This is a genomic window from Glaciimonas sp. GNP009, assembly GCF_054343755.1.
Genome location: NZ_JBTGUV010000004.1, coordinates 165,163 through 182,657, shown reverse-complemented (window position 1 = coordinate 182,657; position 17,495 = coordinate 165,163). Strand labels below are relative to the sequence as shown.

Below are 17,495 nucleotides of genomic sequence, written 5' to 3'. Positions count from 1 at the left end.
GTATCCTCTATTTAGCGATACGCGGATCGATCATGCTGTAAAGCAGATCTACCGCAAGATTGACGATGATGACCATCAAGGCCGCCGCCATGACACCGGCTTGTACTGTCACATAATCGCGCTGGAAGATGGCATCGACGATCATTTTTCCCATTCCGGGAATTCCAAAGATGCTCTCAGTAATGACTAAACCGCCGAGCAAGCCAGAGACCATCAAGCCGCTCGCGGTCACCACAGGGATCATCGCGTTACGCAAAGCATGACCGATGACGACTTGCCAGTCTTTTAAACCTTTTGAGAATGCAGTGCGGATGTAATCTTCGTTTAATACTTCCAGCAGACTGCTGCGCACCATCCGCATAAGGATCGCCGATTCGCGCAATCCCGTTGCCACTACCGGCATCAGCATGGCGAGAAGATTGCCGCGCCAGTCCTCCATAAAAGGGACGTAACCAGATGCGGGAAGCCATCCTAACTTGACCGCAAACAATACGATGAACATCATGCCGAGCCAAAAATGCGGTACGGACATGCCAAACAATGCGATAAATGTGCTGACATAATTGGCAACACCGCGAGGACGGGCAGCCGCCATGATCCCGGCCGGTACGGCAATCAGAACGGCCACCAGAAAACTTCCCAGTGCCAACTCGATGGTCACGGGAAGTCGTTGCATCAGACTATCGACTACCGGAGTATGGTCAACAAAGGAGCGTCCTAAATCACCGTGTAAAACTGCCCAAAGCCAATGTCCATATTGCACATAGATAGGATTGTCCAGCCCCAGTTGCGCCCGCAATGCAAGTGCTGCTTCGGGCGTGGCTTCTTGTCCTAGGATGGCGGTTACGGGGTCACCAGGCAAAATGGCAAGCAACGAAAAAATCACGATACTTACCAGCAACAACGTCGGCAAAACCAGCAAAATCCGTTTCAAAATCTTAGGCATGGGTTTGGGTAACTTGTATCGGTGAGGTCTATTTGGAAAGCGTCACAGTTCTGATCACGCCATCGGGCACGAATTTGAATCCTTTGACGGCCTTCGCAATACCGAACAGGACGTTGTCATGATTCAGATAAACATACGGCACATCGCTGACCAGAATCTGCATCGCCTGATCATAGAAAACTTTCCGTTTTGCGTCATCACTTTCGATCCGCGCTTGCTGCAACAGCGTATCGACTTCTTTGGTGCCGTATTTGGAATAATTCAGCGAACCGTTGGTGACCGCAAAATCATAGATATTCTGATCGGGATCGGGGCGGCCGCTCCAGCCAACCATCAGCGCTTCATAAGTACCCGCTTTGCCAGATTCAATTTGGGTCGCCAAGTCGGCTTTTTCTAGCGTGACGCTGATGCCGGCAGGGCGCAGCATGCCTTGTATCATCTGACCGACTTGTAACTCTTCCGGCGTGGTCGGCAAGGTCAAGCGAAACGAGAATCCAGCTTCTTTGCCAGCGGCCTTTAACAACGCCTTGGCTTTTGCCAGATCGACTTTTGGGGGAAGATCCAAAGGTCCGTTAGCGAATTGGGATTTGCTGAAGGGTGAATGGCCGGGAGATACAGCGCCGTTATAGACCACCTTGGCAATAGCAACGCGGTCGATCAGGATATCAATCGCTTCGCGTACTTCTTTTTTATCGAATGGCGATTTGGAAGTATTAAAATAGAAACCACGGAAGCCGAGTGAAGGTTTGTTGATGACCGTATATTTGGCACCGGGATTGCTGTTGCTGAGTTCTTTGTACGGAAAACGATTGGTGATATCCACCTGACCGCTGCGCAAATTATTAAATGCGACGTTGACGTCGGACATGATCTTGTAGACCACCTGATCCGCTTTAGGCAAGCCGGGTTGCCAGTAATTGGGATTTTTATCCAGCGTTAGTGTGGCGCCTTTCAGACGGCCCTTGTAAATAAAGGGACCCGTACCGACCGGATTATTGACGTAGTCGTCGCCAAATTTTTTCACGGCTTCGGGTGATGACATCATGCCCGCACGATCAGTGAGGATCGATAAAAACGGTGCAAACGGCTCGCTCAGTTCAAGCTTCACCGTCGCGTCATCCACGACTGTGATCTGCTTAATGTATTTGAGATCATTTTTGCGAAGGGAGTTATTTTCCTGTCCGCGGCGCAGATTAAATTCCACCGCTTTGGCATTAAACGGTGTGCCATCCTGGAATTTGACGCCCTTGTGCAGAAAGAGCGTATAGGTTTTTTTGTCATCCGAAATGGTCCAGCGCTGGGCCAGCATGGGAATGATCTTGCCAGTCTCGTCCAGATCGAGCAATTTGTCGAAGATGCTTTGATACACCATGCGCTCGGCGATCATCGATGAGCGGGTCGGATCAAGTTTGCCGGGATCGTTATCCAGAGAAATATTGATGGTCATCGCATTGGCAGAACCGCCGATGCCAGCCAACAAACCAGAGACGCCATAGACCCCATAAACCATTAGTGATGCCAAACGCTTCGCCATTGTCGACCCTTAATTGTGATAATCGATGTTGATGCAAACGGTAAGTTGCCTGCGTGAATGGGTGTGTCCGTTGGTATATTAGTTGATGTCGTCGTTGATGTATACATGGTCGTGGACATGCAATAATCTAAAAGACTTGATTGGTGATAGGTGAATGTTAACTGCGGATTCAGCTTGGTGCGCGGTTGCATTTAATGCGTGCACAAGGCACCATCTTGGGACTGATTTAGCACCGTAGTGGCGCTAAATTGAGGGCTTTTATAATATTATTAATTGTGTGCTTGGGAAATACCCGTCACAAAAAAGAAAATATTTTTAAATGAGTTCTGATGTCATGCACGAGAGCTAAGTATGAAGCGGAGGTAAAATTCTTTTATCATTATTGGTAAGATTGAAAATGCTCCTTTTGGTCGATTCGCATCTTTCTATCGTGCCTTGGTGCTATTTGTAACGAAAACAAGTGGATTGATCATGACGCTGAATTTATTCGACCATGCAGAGCAAAGCCGTGTCTGGAAAGAAACAATTTGCCCCGGTGCTGTGGTGCTTCGACACTTTGCTTTGACCTATGAAACCGTGATTTTTGCGGCGCTCACTGATGTTGTGGGACAAGCACCGTTTCGTCACATGGTGACGCCGGGTGGCTTTCAGATGTCGGCAGCGATGACGAGTTGCGGGGGATTTGGCTGGCTGGCAGATCGAACTGGTTACCGCTACAACACTACAGATCCACAGACAGGATTGCCATGGCCACCGCTTCCAGACGCGTTACTCAGATTGGGGATAGAGGCGGCGACTGCTGCCGGATATCCGGGTTTTGTACCGGACGCCTGCCTTATTAACCGCTATGCGGTGGGTGCAAAGATGTCGTTGCATCAGGACAAGGACGAGCCCGATCTGGGCGCGCCTATCGTTTCGGTTTCATTGGGTCTTCCGGCAAATTTTCAATTTGGCGGGCTGCGACGTGAGGACAAACCACTGCGCGTGCAGTTGACGCACGGGGATGTGGTGGTGTGGGGCGGTCCGGCCAGACTGTATTTTCACGGCGTGTTGCCGATCAAAGACGGGGTGCATCCATTGACGGGTGCGTTTCGTATCAATCTGACGTTTCGAAAAGTAAGCAAATAACCGAACAGGTCCCTGAAATGGTGAATTGGTGCGTACTATTTGGGTGATAGTGATTAGTCTTAATCGCTTAAATTCGGCGGCCGGTGACTTTGCGCCGAATCCGCTACACTCATAGTGATTGTATAAGTTTATCTAATGCGCGCGTACATTTTCCTATTTCTATTTTCCACACAATTCAATCTTTGTTAGATGTCATGCCAATAGAATTAACACTGTCTATGCGTAACTATGAATAAAGCCACGGTTCCCGCGCTGGAATGTCGCGGTTTGCAAAAATCTTATGGTCATGGACGCACCGTTCTGGCGCATCTCGACTTTGTGCTTCAGCCCGGAGAATACGTCGCTGTGATGGGTGATTCCGGCGTCGGTAAATCGACCCTGTTAAATTTGATCGCCGGGCTTGATGTCTCGGATTCAGGAACGGTATTGATTGATGGTGTCGCTATGTCTAGTCTGAATGACGATGCGGCTACACGCTTACGGCGAAAAAAACTCGGCTTCATTTTTCAGGCTTTTCATGTCCTTCCGCATTTGACCCTGCAACAAAACGTGGCGTTGCCGCTGTTGTTGAATGGGGTGGGGTTTGAACGTGCCACTGAGATGCTGGCAGCGGTTGGTCTGGCGGGACGAGGTAACGACTTTCCACGCCAATTGTCTGGCGGAGAAATGCAGCGCGTTGCGATCGCCCGTGCGCTAGTGCATCGCCCTAAACTTATTCTGGCCGATGAACCAACCGGTAATCTCGATCCAGAAACTGCGCATGATGTGTTGACTTTACTACGCAACGAAATCAAAGCTAACGGTGCATCGGCGATCATGGTGACGCATTCGATGGCAGCGGCCGCCACCGCGGATCGTATTCTTGAGTTGACTGCAAATGGTTTGCATCCTTTGCGAGTCGCGGCATGACCTCTTCGAAAATCGGGCAATGAGTCAAGTGATTGAGAAACCGCCCGCCATTGACCGATTCCGGTCTGGCTTCAGTCCGACCCGTCTATTATCGCGCTGGCTCTTGCGTGCTGAATGGCGCGCGCATCCGGTGCGCTCGCTGGTGGCGATCATTGCTATCGCGCTCGGGGTCTCGTTGGGTTATGCCGTCGACTTAATCAATGGCGCGGCATTTAACGAGTTTTCGGCCGCGGCGAGGAGTCTCTCTGGTGCATCCGATCTCCAGATTCGTGGCGTGCAGCCACTCTTCAACGAGGGCTTGTATCCGGTCATTGCACGTGAAAAAGGGGTGGCGCTGGCAAGTCCTATATTGGAACTCGATGTCACTGTACCGGGACAGCGCAGTGCATTGAAAGTCTTGGGAATTGATGTCTTTCGAGCCGCTCTTATTGCACCTGACTTAATCGGCGTGCCGGACCCGACGCATCCATTTGATACGCTTTCTGACGATGCGATATTTCTCTCTACAGCTGCACAGGAATGGCTCAATGTGCGGCCGGGCGATCAACTTGCGTTGCGCAATGGCACCGGAACAGTTAATTTGCGCGTCGCTGGCGGTTTGGTGCGAGCAAGGGAAGGGCAGCGCATTGCGGTGATGGATATCGGCGCGGCACAATGGCGGTTTGACCGTTTAGGACAATTGTCGGGCGTCGATCTGAGATTGTCACCCGGTGTCAATCGGGAGGTATTTCGACGTGCGCTTCAGACGCAGATGCAAGGCCGGTTGCAGGTTCAGGAAAATCAGGATCAGGAAGATCGCACGAATAATATGTCGCGTGCTTATCGGGTTAACCTGAATGTGCTGGCATTGGTGGCGCTGTTCACCGGCGCATTTTTGGTATTTTCGACACAGGCGTTATCGGTGATTCGACGCCGTGCGCAGTTTGCATTATTGCGTGTGATGGGTTTGGAACGTGGTCAGTTGCTGCGTCAGGTTTTGCTGGAAGGCGGTTTGCTAGGAGGATTGGGATCGCTTTTAGGATTGCTGTTGGGATACGTGATGGCGGCAGCGGCATTACATTTTTTCGGTGGTGATTTGGGTGGCGGTTTTTTCCGTGGCGTAGAACCACGCGTGCAGGTCGATGCACCCGCAGCGGGTATTTTTTTGCTGCTTGGCACTGGTATTGCACTACTTGGCAGTCTGGTGCCAGCGCTCGAAGCATCCCGAGCGAGGCCTGCCGCGGCACTAAAATCGGGTAGCGAAGAAACTGCGTTAGGGCGTCTTGCGACGGCGTGGCCTGCGTTGCTGTGCCTGATGGTTGGTGGGCTGTTGACGCAGATGCCGCCGTTGTTTGATCTGCCGATCTTCGGTTACATCGCTGTGGCATTGTTGTTGATCGGCGGCATTGCGCTGACGCCGCGATTATCGGCGCTGGTGTTTCCTGTCGTCCAAAAAGTGAGTGGCCATAGTAGTGTCATCTGGACTTTAGCGGTGGCGCGTCTTGCCAATGTGCCGGGTCAGGCTTCGATCGCGTTGGGCGGTGTGCTCTCAAGCTTTAGTTTAATTGTAGCGATGGCGATCATGGTGTCGAGTTTTCGGGTGTCGGTTGACGACTGGCTGACAGGATTGCTGTCGGCTGACTTATACGTGCGCTCGGCCACTAATGGCGATACCGGATCAATGCGACGTGGTGAACAGATCTTGATAGCGGCGATTCCTGGTGTTGAGCGCGCGAGGTTTTCGCACACTTCCACCTTGACACTCGATTCGGCGCGTCCGCCTGTGACATTAGTCGCGCGTGAAATTGATGTATCAGATCCAGCGCAAAGTCTGCCATTAATCGGTAAAAATATTCTTCCATCAGCAATTTCATCTGATGCGTTACCGATCTGGGTATCTGAGGCGATGCGAGATAGTTATGGATACAAGTTGGGTCAGCGGGTTCAACTACCGATTGGCGCGCACGCACAACATTTTGTGGTTGCAGGTATTTTGCGCGACTATGCGCGGCAAACCGGGACTGTTGAGTTGCAACTGAACGATTATCGTCGACTGAGCGGGGATAATGATGCGACGGATGCAGCGATTACTCTGCAGCACGGCGCTCAACTCTCTACGGTGGTAGCGGCAATGCGCAAGTTGTCATTTGGCAAGTTGCTGGAGTTTTCTACGCCGGGTGACATTCGCGACATTAGTCTTAAAATTTTTGATCGCAGCTTTGCCGTGACGTATTTGTTGGAGATCGTTGCGATTGTAATTGGTCTGTTTGGCGTGGCAGCGACCTTCTCGGCGCAGACCTTGGCTCGCACGCAGGAATTTGGCATGTTGCGTCATGTCGGTGTGACGCGGCGGCAGATTTTGGGCGTCTTGGCGGTGGAAGGTGGTCTACTAACCGCTGCGGGGATTGCGGTCGGTTTCTTGCTGGGATGGACAATCAGTCTGATCCTTGTTTTTATCGTTAACCCGCAGTCGTTTCATTGGACCATGCAACTACATATGCCGTGGCTTAGTCTCGGTTCGGTCGCGCTGTTGCTACTGATTTCTGCCACGATCACGGCGGTCGTATCAGGACTGCGGGCGGTGGCTATTGATGCGGTACGCGCTGTAAAGGAAGATTGGTAATGCACACGGTCTGTAAACGTTGGTTAGCTGTTTTGTTCATGATGTTTTCCGTATCGGTAGCGACATCAATGCGTATGGCAGATGCCGCGCCGCCGCAGTTTTCTCAGGTAACACCAGATCATGCAGTCACGCTGCCCCGCGATACTGGTGCGCATCCGGATTTTCGCACGGAATGGTGGTACGCCACTGGTTGGCTGACCAAACCGGACGGTAAGCCATTGGGATTTCAGATCACTTTTTTTCGGTCCGCCACGGATAACGATCATGCTAACCCCAGTGCTTTTGCGCCAACCCAATTAATCATCGCGCACGCCGCGTTATCCGATCCTAGTCTGGGTAAGTTGTTACATGATCAAAAGAGCGCCCGCGCCGGTTTTGGTCTTGCGTATGCAAAAGAAGGTAATACTGATGTGGCGCTGGATAATTGGCGACTAGTGCGCGGCGTTGATGGTCGGTATCAAGTCACCGTTGAGGCGCGGGATTTCACCCTGAAGTTTGCTTTGACGCCAACACAAGCTCCTTTATTACAAGGAGAGAACGGTTATTCTCGCAAGGGGCCTTTGCCGGCACAGGCCAGTTATTACTATAGCGAACCACAATTACGTGTGAGTGGCACGATTGGACGCGCTGGTCGTGAGGAAGTGGTGACGGGAACGGCCTGGCTTGATCATGAGTGGTCGACCAGCGTGTTGGCGGCCGATGCCTCTGGCTGGGATTGGCTGGGTGCTAATCTGGACGATGGCGTGGCGTTGATGGCATTTCAAATTCGTAGTCGCAACGGTGCCAAAGTGTGGGCGCATGCGGTGTTGCGTGAGGCGAATGGAGAAACGACGCAGTTTAACCAGGATCAGGTGCAGTTTTTACCGCAGCGCAATTGGCGCTCGCCACGCACGGATGCCAGTTATCCGGTGCAATCCGTGTTGCGTACAGGAACGGTTGAATGGGCGCTGAATCCCTTGCAAGACGATCAGGAACTGGATTCACGACAGTCGACCGGATCGGTCTATTGGGAGGGCGCTGTGACGGTCAGCAGGGCAGGCAAGCCGGTTGGGCGCGGCTATTTTGAATTGACCGGTTATGTGAAACCGTTGAAATTTTGAGCGCGGTGCAGTGGCTTTGCGATGTTTGGCATGCTATCTGCGGCATAATAGGAAAAAAAGTAACTTCGTATGCGTGTTAAACAATATCAATAGAATTCGCAATATTATTAAAGGTACGGTTTTATGAATGCTTCTCCCTCCCCGGAACTCACAATGATCGCTTCTCCTTCGCACGAACTCACGATGACCGTGTTGATGACGCCTGACATGGCAAATTTTTCGGGTAATGTGCACGGTGGCACTGTACTAAAGTATCTCGACAGCGTGGCTTACGCTTGCGCTAGCCGTTATTCTGCTACTTATGTGGTGACGCTATCGGTCGATCAGGTCGTTTTCCGCGAACCGATTCATGTGGGTGAATTGGTCACTTTTTTGGCGTCGGTCAACTACACGGGCACCACATCCATGGAAATCGGAATCAAAGTTGTCACCGAAAATATCCAGAAACGCTTGATTCGCCATGCAAATAGTTGCTATTTTACAATGGTTGCAGTCGATGAGCATCGTAAGCCTATCCCCGTAGCACCGCTGGTTCCTGTCACCGATGAGCAAATACAACGTTTTCAAAATGCAATAGTTCGCAGAGAATTCCGCAAAAAAATCGAAACCAAACGTTAAACCAGGATTGGCGTGATTCTTTACGCGTCATGGGTTAATCTGCCGCAGCGGCATGGCGCGTTGATGATTGCCTGTTGTTAACGATAGCGGCCGAGAGAGCGTTATTTTTGTCTGGCTGTGGTCCGCAACGGGTCAAGCAGATGCCTTAGTGCATTGTGATCAAGCTCATACATCAGCGCTAATAGCCCTCCCAGTTCCCCGGATGGAAAACCTTCCCGCGCAAACCAGCCCAAATAATGGCCTGGCAAATCGGCAATCAAGCGACCTTTATATTTGCCGAAGGGCATTTCGCGGCTCACTAAAAGGGGTAAATGGTCGGGGTTCATCTTAAATGTCGGGGCTTAGTGCGTAGTCAAACCGGCTAGGTATAACATAATGTGCAACTTATTTTGCGGTGAATATTAATGGTTATGTTGCTCCCGTCCTACCATTCTTGTTCATGAGTAAGAATTGTCATTCAGAAAATATCGGGTGTAAAAATTAATTTACTAGACAGGCACAACGTAAACAGTATCATGAGCGCCCAGTCGTTATAAAAACAAGTAAAAATGCGCGATCTTCCGCCTTTGCCCGGGCCATCGAATTCCGATCTAAAAAACAGTAATAGCCACGGCTTCCAAAGCGGCTTTATTGATTTCTTAAAGATCATCGCCGCACAGTTGATCGTGCTGCACCATTTGGCATTTTATGGCCCTATGTCGGACTACGTCAGACCTTTCGCGCCCACTTTTATCGGTTGGCTGGAATCTTACGCGCGGATCGCGGTACAGGTTTTTCTTGTGACCAGTGGGTTTTTAGCTGCGAAATCGCTCTCCCCAAAAGGTGCGCCGGGCTTCATCGACCCGTTACACACGGTATGGCGGCGTTATATTCGTTTAGTGCCGCCTTTTATGGTCGCGACAGGATTGGCAGTCGGCGCGTCGATTTTGGCTGGTGTGTGGATGACGCATTCCTCTATCTCTGCAATGCCCACGTTCGCGCAAATGGCTGCGCACGTTCTGTTACTCCATACCGTATTAGGGTATGAGTCGATATCGGCCGGTGCCTGGTATGTTGCGATTGACTTTCAGTTGTATGCTTTGTTAACGCTGATGCTGTGGTCGGCGGGCAAGCTGGCTGCGCGGCGCAGCGTGCCATGGCTTGTGCCCGCGATGATCATCGGCGGCGTTTGTTTATCACTTCTATACTTTAATCGGGATGCGCGATGGGATTCCTGGGCAGTATATTTTTTTGGAAGCTACGGTTTAGGCGTCATTGCCTGGTGGGCACGCGATCCGGCGCGTCGGCCACTGTCGGTTGCGCTTCTGCTTACGGCGATATTGTTGCCAGCAACCGGCGCGCTACTCATCGATTTTCGTAGCCGCATTGCGGTTGCTTTGGTCATTGCGTGTGCTTTAATTTGGATTAGTCGGCTTAGCAGTCAGTCCAATATTATTGTCGGAAAACAATGGTGGTCGCGTTTTCGCGGGTGTGGGAATATTTCCTATGGTATATTTTTGGTGCATTTTCCGGTTTGTTTGGTTGTGAACGCGATTTTTACCCGCTTTGTTGCGACAAGGCCGCTATTGCAAGCGATCGGTATGCTGGTGGCGTGGATGGCAAGTATTTTGGCTGGTGCTGCGTTTTATCGTTGGGTGCAGTGTCCGCTTGGCCGCCTTTCATGGGGCACACTGCGACGTCCGCTGGTTGATAGTAATGCACCGCAATTTTTGCAACCGACGCTTTCAACGTTAAAATAGGTTCATGGCGATTCCAAACACTGCATCTGAATATAAGCAATCTGTTAAAAACATCAAGACGCGCTTTGTCGCGATCTCGTGGCGCGATCTTGCGATCAGTTTCGGTCCGATTGTTTTGCTTGGGATCATCGGGATCTGGCTGGCGATCTGGTTGATCGATCCGGCACCGCCCAAAACACTCACTATTTCGACCGGACCGGAGCATAGTAATTTCTGGAACGATGCGGAAAAATATCGCAAGATATTAGCCCGAAACGGCGTCAAGCTCATCATCGTCACGTCTGAAGGATCACTGGATAATCTCCGAAAACTGAACGATCCAACCACTGGCGTCGACATCGGACTTGTGCAAGGCGGCGTGGCGGCAGATATGTCGACAGATCGTTTGATGTCGCTGGGAAGTATTGCGTACGTTCCGGTGTCGGTATTTTATCGAGGCAAAAAATCCATTGATCGGCTATCCGAATTAAAAGGCAAGCGCGTGGCAATCGGTCTGCAAGGAAGTGGATCGCGAGTGCTCGCTCTCACTCTTTTGAAGGCAAATGGTATTGTCCTGGGCGGCAACACTGCACTGTTGGATATGGGCGGGGATGAAGCGGCCAAGGCACTGACGGATGATACGATTGATGCAGCATTCTTGATGGGTGACTCCGCTGCGCCGCCAACTATGGGTAGGTTACTGCGAGCGCCCGGTATTCGCCTGCTGGATTTTGCCCAGGCGAGTGCTTATGCGCGGCGCTTTGCTTATCTGAATGAGTTGAAAATTCCTAAGGGGGTATTCGATTTTGGAAAAAATATTCCTAACCGCGATATTCAACTCATAGCACCGACTGCTGAGTTGATTGCACGGGATGATTTGCATCCGGCCTTATCTGACTTGCTCATTGACGCCCTCAAGGAAGTGCATAGCGGTGCTAACATATTGCAACGCGCTAATGAGTTTCCCGCTCCGCTGGCGCACGAATTTCGGATCAGCGACGATGCAACGCGGTATTACAAGTCAGGTAAAGGATTTTTTTATCGTACATTGCCATACTGGCTGGCTAGCCTTGTTGATCGCACTGTGGTGATATTGCTGCCGTTGATATTGCTTCTGATCCCCGCATTTCGTCTGGTTCCTTTGCTCTATGGCTGGCGCATAAAATCACGGATTTATCGCTGGTACGGTTCGTTGATAGCGCTCGAGCGTGGGGCAACCGCGCAGACTCCGGAAGAGCGTGCCGATATGCTGCAACGGCTCGATCATATTGAAGAATCTGTTAATCGGATGAAAATGCCACTAGCTTTTGCCGATCAATTTTATGTGCTCCGGGAACATATAGGCTTCGTCCGGTCCAGACTGGCCAATAATCATTAAAGTCCAACTGCGCCTTTCCAATCATCCCTGACGCGGCAATAAAATGTCATCAATATGATTCGCCGGTTCATGAATGGCTTGGTCAATAATCCGGTTATGCGCGGATTTCATCACTGACTAGATTGATCTGAACTTCATCCATGCTAGCGAGTTGAGCGAGTTGAGCAAGTTGAGCAAGTTGAGCAAGCGAGGATATTGCCGATTTGCTGTGCAAAGTGGTGAATTTCCGATCTTGATAAAGGATCACTTTTGCGTCAGAGTTATGTCAGCGAGACGTTTTTAATAAATCTTTTTATTTGAAATTGAAGGGTGTTTAACCTATGCGTGGAAGTGCAATAAGCAGGATAAAAATTTTATATTTTCTATCATTTTTTTTGGCAAACAGCAGTTTTGCTGCAGGTAATGCCGAACAAGCCACCATAAAAGATGTCGTGGACAATGCTGTCGCGCCGCTCATCCAAAAATATAGTATCCCGGGCATGGCGATTGCCGTCACGATTAATGGAGAGAGTTATTTCTATAACTATGGCGTGGCTTCAAAGGAGACGCAGCAACGCATTACCAACAAAACTCTTTTTGAAATCGGGTCGCTTAGCAAAACCTTTACGGCAACACTGGCTTCTTATGCGCAAATTAATGGCAGTCTTTTGCTAACGGATAGTGCAAGCAAGTATTTGCCTTCATTGCGAGGCAGCAGTTTCGATAACGTCAGTCTTCTTAATCTCGGCACACATACTGGCGGTGGCCTTCCGCTGCAAGTGCCGGACAGTATTAATAATACCGACCAGTTGATGGATTATTTGAAGTTCTGGAAGCCGACGCACGCCGCGGGCACTTACAGAAAATACTCGAATGTCAGTATTGGCATGCTCGGCGTAATTGCCGCCAAGAGTATGAACGTGTCTTTTGAAGATGCGCTTGAAAAGAATTTATTTCCTGCGTTGGGGATGACGCACAGTTATATCAATGTGCCAGCAGATCAGCAAAAGGATTATGCGCAAGGCTACACAACAAAGGATGTGCCGGTCAGAGTGAATCCCGGCGTTCTGGCGTCAGAAGCTTATGGAGTGAAAACTGATTCTGCCGACTTGATTCGATTTATTGAAGCCAATATGGCGGTGATCCACCTTGATGCCACATTGCAGCGAGCAGTGACCGCTACGCATACAGGATATTTCACGACGGGCGAGTTTACGCAGGATTTGATCTGGGAACAGTATGCTTATCCGGTGGAACTGAAAAAATTACTAGCTGGAAACGCCGCGTCCTTCGTCTATGATGGATCTATAGCAACGGCCTTGCATCCGCCGTTGCAGCCAAAAAAAGATGTGCTGATTAACAAAACGGGTTCTACTAATGGTTTTTCATCTTATGCTGCTTTTATTCCGACAAAGAAAATAGGGATTGTGATCCTGGCAAACAAGTCCTATCCGGTGGATCAAAGAGTGACCGCTGCTTATCAAATATTAGATCAATTGAATCGTCAGAGCGGATCAAAAAAATAGTCGCTAATCCCTCTCTAGTACCGGCTAAGTTAGCGAAACATCACGTCTCCACTGAAAAGCACGCAAGGCATTGCTGACGTTCCATTGCGTGTTTTTTTAGTAATAAGTTTTTTTGCAAGGTCAGGCTAAAACAATCTCATTAAAGACTTTTGCACCGGCTGGGATTACCCGCTGCCAATGTGCCCACGTCTACCGCGATAGCCTCCACGGTTTCCGCTATCGCACGCTGGACACCCGCAACCAACCCGTCGATTCCGCCATTCACTGGTTCCGCAACCGCTAACTGACACGAAGTGCTGCGGCCATCGTCAGAGCGTGTGATGGTCCAACCGAATAACGCGTGAACCTTATCCCCCGGTGCTGCATCGAATTCACGCAAGTCAATCGCAATCCGATAGCCAGGTGCGCCAGATGGACGACCGCCACGGGTGACGTCGACCGCACTCAGTCGGTCTGCCAGTCCGCTTGCCAGCGCATCCCTGAGTTCGTAATTGAATGGCGATGACCAGCGATCCTGCTCCAGAATATCGACCCGGGTATTTTGCGCACGCACCACGAGTTGCGGTCGCGCCAGACGTTCTGGCACGCCAACCGCAGGCACTTCAATGTAGATGCTTTGTTGTGCCACAACGGGCTTGGATGCACGAACCGCGGATGGCGTTGCGAGCGTGTAGAACCGTGTTGGCGTCACCGAGCATCCGGCTAATATCGTGACTGCGGCGATGGCAGCGAGGCCATAAAACGCAGATTTATGGGCGTGCTTAAGACCAAGGCGATGGGCGGGTTGATACGCACGAAATAGGGGGAATGTCATTTTTTGTCCTCTTGCTTGCCGCGGATCAAAGATTCGGGATGGCGTTCCAGATAGTCGGTTAACACCCGCAATGAAGCCGCCGAGCGCGATAGTTCTTGCAAGGTTTGACGAATATCTTGCTGTAGAGGTGCGTCCGACGATAACGTTTGCTGTGCAGCGGACAAAGTTTTGCGCAGATCTTTCATTGCTGCGGAAACGTCTGGTGCAATATCGGTGTTCAATGTGTTGGTTAATTTCTCCGTATTGGTCAGAGTGCGATTGAGTGTTCCCAACGTTTTCTGGAGATCGGTGCCAATTTGGTCGAATGGTACTTTGCTCAATTTGCGCGCGATATCAGCGATTTGAGATTGGATTTCGTCCAGGCTGTTTGGAATGGTTGGCAATTCTAATGGTGCTTTTGTGACATCAAATTTTACCGCCGGTGCTTTGGGGAAAAAGTCGAGTGCGACGTAAATCTGACCGGTAAGCAAATTGCCAGTCCGCAGTTGCGCCCGCAGTCCGCGACTGATCATATATTGCAACCGTTGCTGCTGGGTATAAGGGGATTCCCGTTCGTCTTCTATCATCCGGCGTCCTAATCGTTCAGGATAGATCTGGATGAGTACCGGCATCAGAAACTCACGTTTTTTGGTGTCATATTCGACTCCGATCGATTTGACTTCACCTAGTTCGACGCCTCGGAAGTCAACCGTGGCACCTGGCGATAGTCCTCGTAGCGACTGGTTAAAGTAAAGTAAGACTGTCTGAGGCGGGCCGTCGGCTGGTTTCATTGCGGCGCTTTGATCTTCTGCCAATCCAAATGCGGTATTTTCTTTCGCCAGCGTTCCAATATTATCGTCGGGCGATTGCATGGCGATCCCGCCCAAAACAACCGTTGCCAACGATTCGGTGCGAAGTTTAAACCCACTGGAACTAATTTGCATATCGAATCCGCTGGCATGCCAAAACCGCGTATTTGCGCCAACAAACTTCTGGTAAGGAGCGTTGATGAAAATACGTAAAGTGACACCTTTGCCATCGTTGTCCAGATCGTAAGCGGCGACCTGGCCGACTTTAATGCGGCGATAATAAATTGGCGAGCCAATATCCAGCGATCCAATATCGCTGGCATGTAACAGATAGCGTAAGCCGGTAGAGTCACGGGTAACGATGGGTTGGACTTCAAGTCCGGTAAATTCGTCTTTGGTCTCTGTGGAGTTACCCGCATCGGCACCGATATAGGCACCAGAGAGTAGGGTGCCAAGGCCGGATATGCCGGATGCGGCAACGCGCGGGCGTACCACCCAAAAGCGGGCATCCATCGCAGTAAAGCTTTTGGCCTCTTTAAGTAATTGTATTGTCGCGATAATATGAGAGTGGTCTTTACTAAGCGTAATTTTTTCAACCGTCCCAATATCCACATCTTTGTATTTCACTTTGGTTTTACCCGCCTCCAGACCTTCTGCGGTAATAAACGTGACGGTAATAACCGGACCTCGTTCGACGATTATTTTTGCCACCAGCGTCAGACCGACTAAGGCGGCAACAATCGGAATCAACCATACAAGAGACGGCAACCAGTTACGCTGGCGTTTCATCCGCGGCGTCGGCAGGTCGGGTAGCGAAGGATTTTCTTTTTCTTCAGTCATTGCGTTCTTTCCGTTTATTCTCTTGTCTGTCTGTGGCGTCTGCCATGTCAGTGACTTCCGAAGCTTGGTCTTGCGTCCGATCCTGATGCGGTTCTTCGGGATTTTGGTCCCCCTGGTCCCCTTGGTCCCATATAAGTCGTGGGTCAAAGGTCAGTGAGGCGAGCATGGTCAAGATCACTACCGAGCCAAATGCCGCTACGCCAACGCCGGCGGTAATTCTGGCGAAGCCACTAATCTGCACCAGTCCCGCGAGTAGCGATACGACAAAAACGTCCAGCATTGACCAGCGCCCAATCAGTTCCACAATACGATATAGCTTTGCGCGCTGGAAACGACGCCATCTGCTTTGTCGTTGCGCCGTGATGGTCAGCAATATCATGGCACTTAGTTTAAATAACGGCACTAAAAAACTAGCGATAAAAATAATGCCGGCAAGTTCCCAATCTCCTGATATCCAAAAATAAATGACACCGCTCAAGATCGTGTCATGCTGAACGCTGAGAAGCGTTCGGGTGATCATGACCGGCATCAGATTGGCTGGAATATACATGATGCAAGCGGCGATAAGCAGCGCCCAGGTGCGGTTGATGCTATCTGACTTACGCGTATGCAGCGTGGCTTTACAGCGGCCACAGCGTTCGTGTTCTTTTACTTCTTTCGAAACTGTGCCGCAATGATGGCAGGAAATCAAACCAAGGCTGACCGCAGTTGGAAGTGCGATTTTGCTAACTTCTTCCTCATCCTGGAAGTCTATAACGCCGCCATTAATCTCGGCTCTGGCATCAGACGCAGCTGGGTATGACATTGGCGTACTCACGGCGTTTCTCCGTCTTCATATTGCGACGTTGTTTGCCATAGGTAGCGCGGATCAAATGAAATAATTGCTGCCAGTAATATTGTCAATACGGCGAAAGCCCATAACGCGATGCCCGGTAGGACGGTGGCCATATTTGACAGCTTAACAATAGCTACCAGCACGCCAAGTAAAAATACTTCGATCATGCCCCAAGGGCGCAGCGTTTGCATCGTGTGCAGCAACCAGCGAAATACGGGAGGTTGTAGCGCCTCTGAACGTGGAACTAGCAAATAGATGAGTATGACCAACTGTAGAAGAGGCGAGAGGATAGTGGTTGCCAATACTAAAAAAGCGACCAGCGACATGCCTTCCGCGCTTAAGGCCAGCACGGCACCAAACAATGTCGTTTGATTGGTCAGTCCCTGTAGCTCAATTTCAACAATCGGAAAGGCATTTGCAATGATGAACACGATCAGGCCAGCGACAGCCAGCGGCAATATACGTGCTCGCGTGTGCGATGAATCGCGCGCCAGTTCTGTACCACAGCGCAAGCAAACCGCGATCTCACGGTTGTGCAGAGTCCGCTTATGATAAACAGCATCACATCCTTCGCAAGCGATCAGGTCTGGGAGTTCGCGCATGTTGGGTCTGACATATTGATCGATAAAAACAGGGTGGAAAAATATTGCTCGATTGTTAAACTCTTGGGTAAAGGCGCGAATGTTTGCGCCGGGCGGAATAAATTAATGGGGATTCATGGTGAAGGAGACATATGGGTTCTTTATATGGCTCGCGTTTTGACTCTCATCATAGTTTCCA

General features: G+C 50.4%; 15 protein-coding genes. 8 read left to right on the top strand and 7 right to left on the bottom strand.

Annotation, left to right across the window (positions count from 1 at the left end; genetic code table 11):
• Positions 1-7 precede the first annotated feature (7 nt).
• Both ACXX82_RS01885 and ACXX82_RS01880 read right to left on the bottom strand, forming a co-directional pair.
• Positions 8-946, bottom strand: coding sequence for an ABC transporter permease (locus ACXX82_RS01885; protein ID WP_322239497.1), 939 nt, complete (start codon positions 944-946; stop codon positions 8-10).
• Between the two features lie 28 nt (positions 947-974).
• Entirely contained in the window at positions 975-2,456 is a 1,482-nt protein-coding gene (locus ACXX82_RS01880; RefSeq protein ID WP_416186889.1) for an ABC transporter substrate-binding protein, read from the bottom strand.
• A gap of 492 nt (positions 2,457-2,948) precedes the next feature.
• On the opposite strand from ACXX82_RS01880, the gene alkB reads away from it, so the two are divergent.
• The 5 genes from alkB (at position 2,949) to ACXX82_RS01855 (ending at position 8,837) form a co-directional block, all read left to right on the top strand.
• Positions 2,949-3,608 (top strand): DNA oxidative demethylase AlkB, encoded by a 660-nt coding sequence (gene alkB, locus ACXX82_RS01875; RefSeq protein ID WP_458563946.1) that lies wholly within the window; start codon positions 2,949-2,951, stop codon positions 3,606-3,608.
• Positions 3,609-3,836: 228 nt separating this feature from the next.
• The gene (locus tag ACXX82_RS01870) at positions 3,837-4,517 is read left to right on the top strand and encodes an ABC transporter ATP-binding protein (RefSeq protein ID WP_458562280.1); all 681 of its coding nucleotides are present in this window, start codon (positions 3,837-3,839) and stop codon (positions 4,515-4,517) included.
• 19 nt (positions 4,518-4,536) lie between these two features.
• The gene (locus ACXX82_RS01865; RefSeq protein WP_458562279.1) at positions 4,537-7,119 is read left to right on the top strand and encodes an FtsX-like permease family protein; all 2,583 of its coding nucleotides are present in this window, start codon (positions 4,537-4,539) and stop codon (positions 7,117-7,119) included.
• Positions 7,119-8,219: a lipocalin-like domain-containing protein gene (locus tag ACXX82_RS01860; protein ID WP_458562278.1), complete on the top strand. Its 1,101-nt coding sequence runs from the start codon at positions 7,119-7,121 to the stop codon at positions 8,217-8,219. The genes ACXX82_RS01865 and ACXX82_RS01860 overlap by 1 nt, the downstream gene beginning before the upstream one ends.
• Before the next feature lie 123 nt (positions 8,220-8,342).
• Positions 8,343-8,837, top strand: coding sequence for an acyl-CoA thioesterase (locus tag ACXX82_RS01855; protein WP_416186838.1), 495 nt, complete (start codon positions 8,343-8,345; stop codon positions 8,835-8,837).
• Positions 8,838-8,938: 101 nt separating this feature from the next.
• On the opposite strand, the gene ACXX82_RS01850 is transcribed toward ACXX82_RS01855, so the two are convergent.
• A complete protein-coding gene (locus tag ACXX82_RS01850) occupies positions 8,939-9,163 on the bottom strand; it encodes a DUF3820 family protein (RefSeq protein ID WP_322239490.1) in 225 nt (74 codons plus the stop codon).
• Between the two features lie 222 nt (positions 9,164-9,385).
• Here ACXX82_RS01850 and ACXX82_RS01845 point away from each other — a divergent pair, with 222 nt between their 5' ends.
• The 3 genes from ACXX82_RS01845 (at position 9,386) to ampC (ending at position 13,438) form a co-directional block, all read left to right on the top strand.
• Positions 9,386-10,576, top strand: coding sequence for an acyltransferase family protein (locus ACXX82_RS01845; RefSeq protein ID WP_322239488.1), 1,191 nt, complete (start codon positions 9,386-9,388; stop codon positions 10,574-10,576).
• Between the two features lie 4 nt (positions 10,577-10,580).
• Positions 10,581-11,933 carry a TAXI family TRAP transporter solute-binding subunit gene (locus ACXX82_RS01840; protein ID WP_458562277.1) on the top strand — a complete coding sequence of 451 codons (1,353 nt, stop codon included), beginning with the start codon at positions 10,581-10,583 and terminating at the stop codon, positions 11,931-11,933.
• A 320-nt stretch (positions 11,934-12,253) separates the two neighbouring features.
• Positions 12,254-13,438, top strand: coding sequence for a class C beta-lactamase (gene ampC, locus ACXX82_RS01835; RefSeq protein ID WP_458562276.1), 1,185 nt, complete (start codon positions 12,254-12,256; stop codon positions 13,436-13,438).
• Positions 13,439-13,577: 139 nt separating this feature from the next.
• On the opposite strand, the gene ACXX82_RS01830 is transcribed toward ampC, so the two are convergent.
• From ACXX82_RS01830 to ACXX82_RS01815, 4 genes are read right to left on the bottom strand one after another with little or no spacing between them, the layout of a single operon-like run.
• Positions 13,578-14,252, bottom strand: a complete 675-nt coding sequence (locus ACXX82_RS01830) for a PqiC family protein (protein WP_322239482.1) — start codon at positions 14,250-14,252, stop codon at positions 13,578-13,580.
• Positions 14,249-15,880, bottom strand: a complete 1,632-nt coding sequence (locus ACXX82_RS01825) for a PqiB family protein (RefSeq protein WP_322239480.1) — start codon at positions 15,878-15,880, stop codon at positions 14,249-14,251. Before ACXX82_RS01825 ends, ACXX82_RS01830 begins: the two co-directional genes overlap by 4 nt.
• On the bottom strand, positions 15,873-16,697 hold the full coding sequence (locus tag ACXX82_RS01820; RefSeq protein WP_458562275.1) for a paraquat-inducible protein A: 825 nt from the start codon (positions 16,695-16,697) through the stop codon (positions 15,873-15,875). The genes ACXX82_RS01825 and ACXX82_RS01820 overlap by 8 nt, the downstream gene beginning before the upstream one ends.
• The gene (locus ACXX82_RS01815) at positions 16,694-17,317 is read right to left on the bottom strand and encodes a paraquat-inducible protein A (protein ID WP_322239476.1); all 624 of its coding nucleotides are present in this window, start codon (positions 17,315-17,317) and stop codon (positions 16,694-16,696) included. The genes ACXX82_RS01820 and ACXX82_RS01815 overlap by 4 nt, the downstream gene beginning before the upstream one ends.
• Positions 17,318-17,495: the final 178 nt, after the last annotated feature.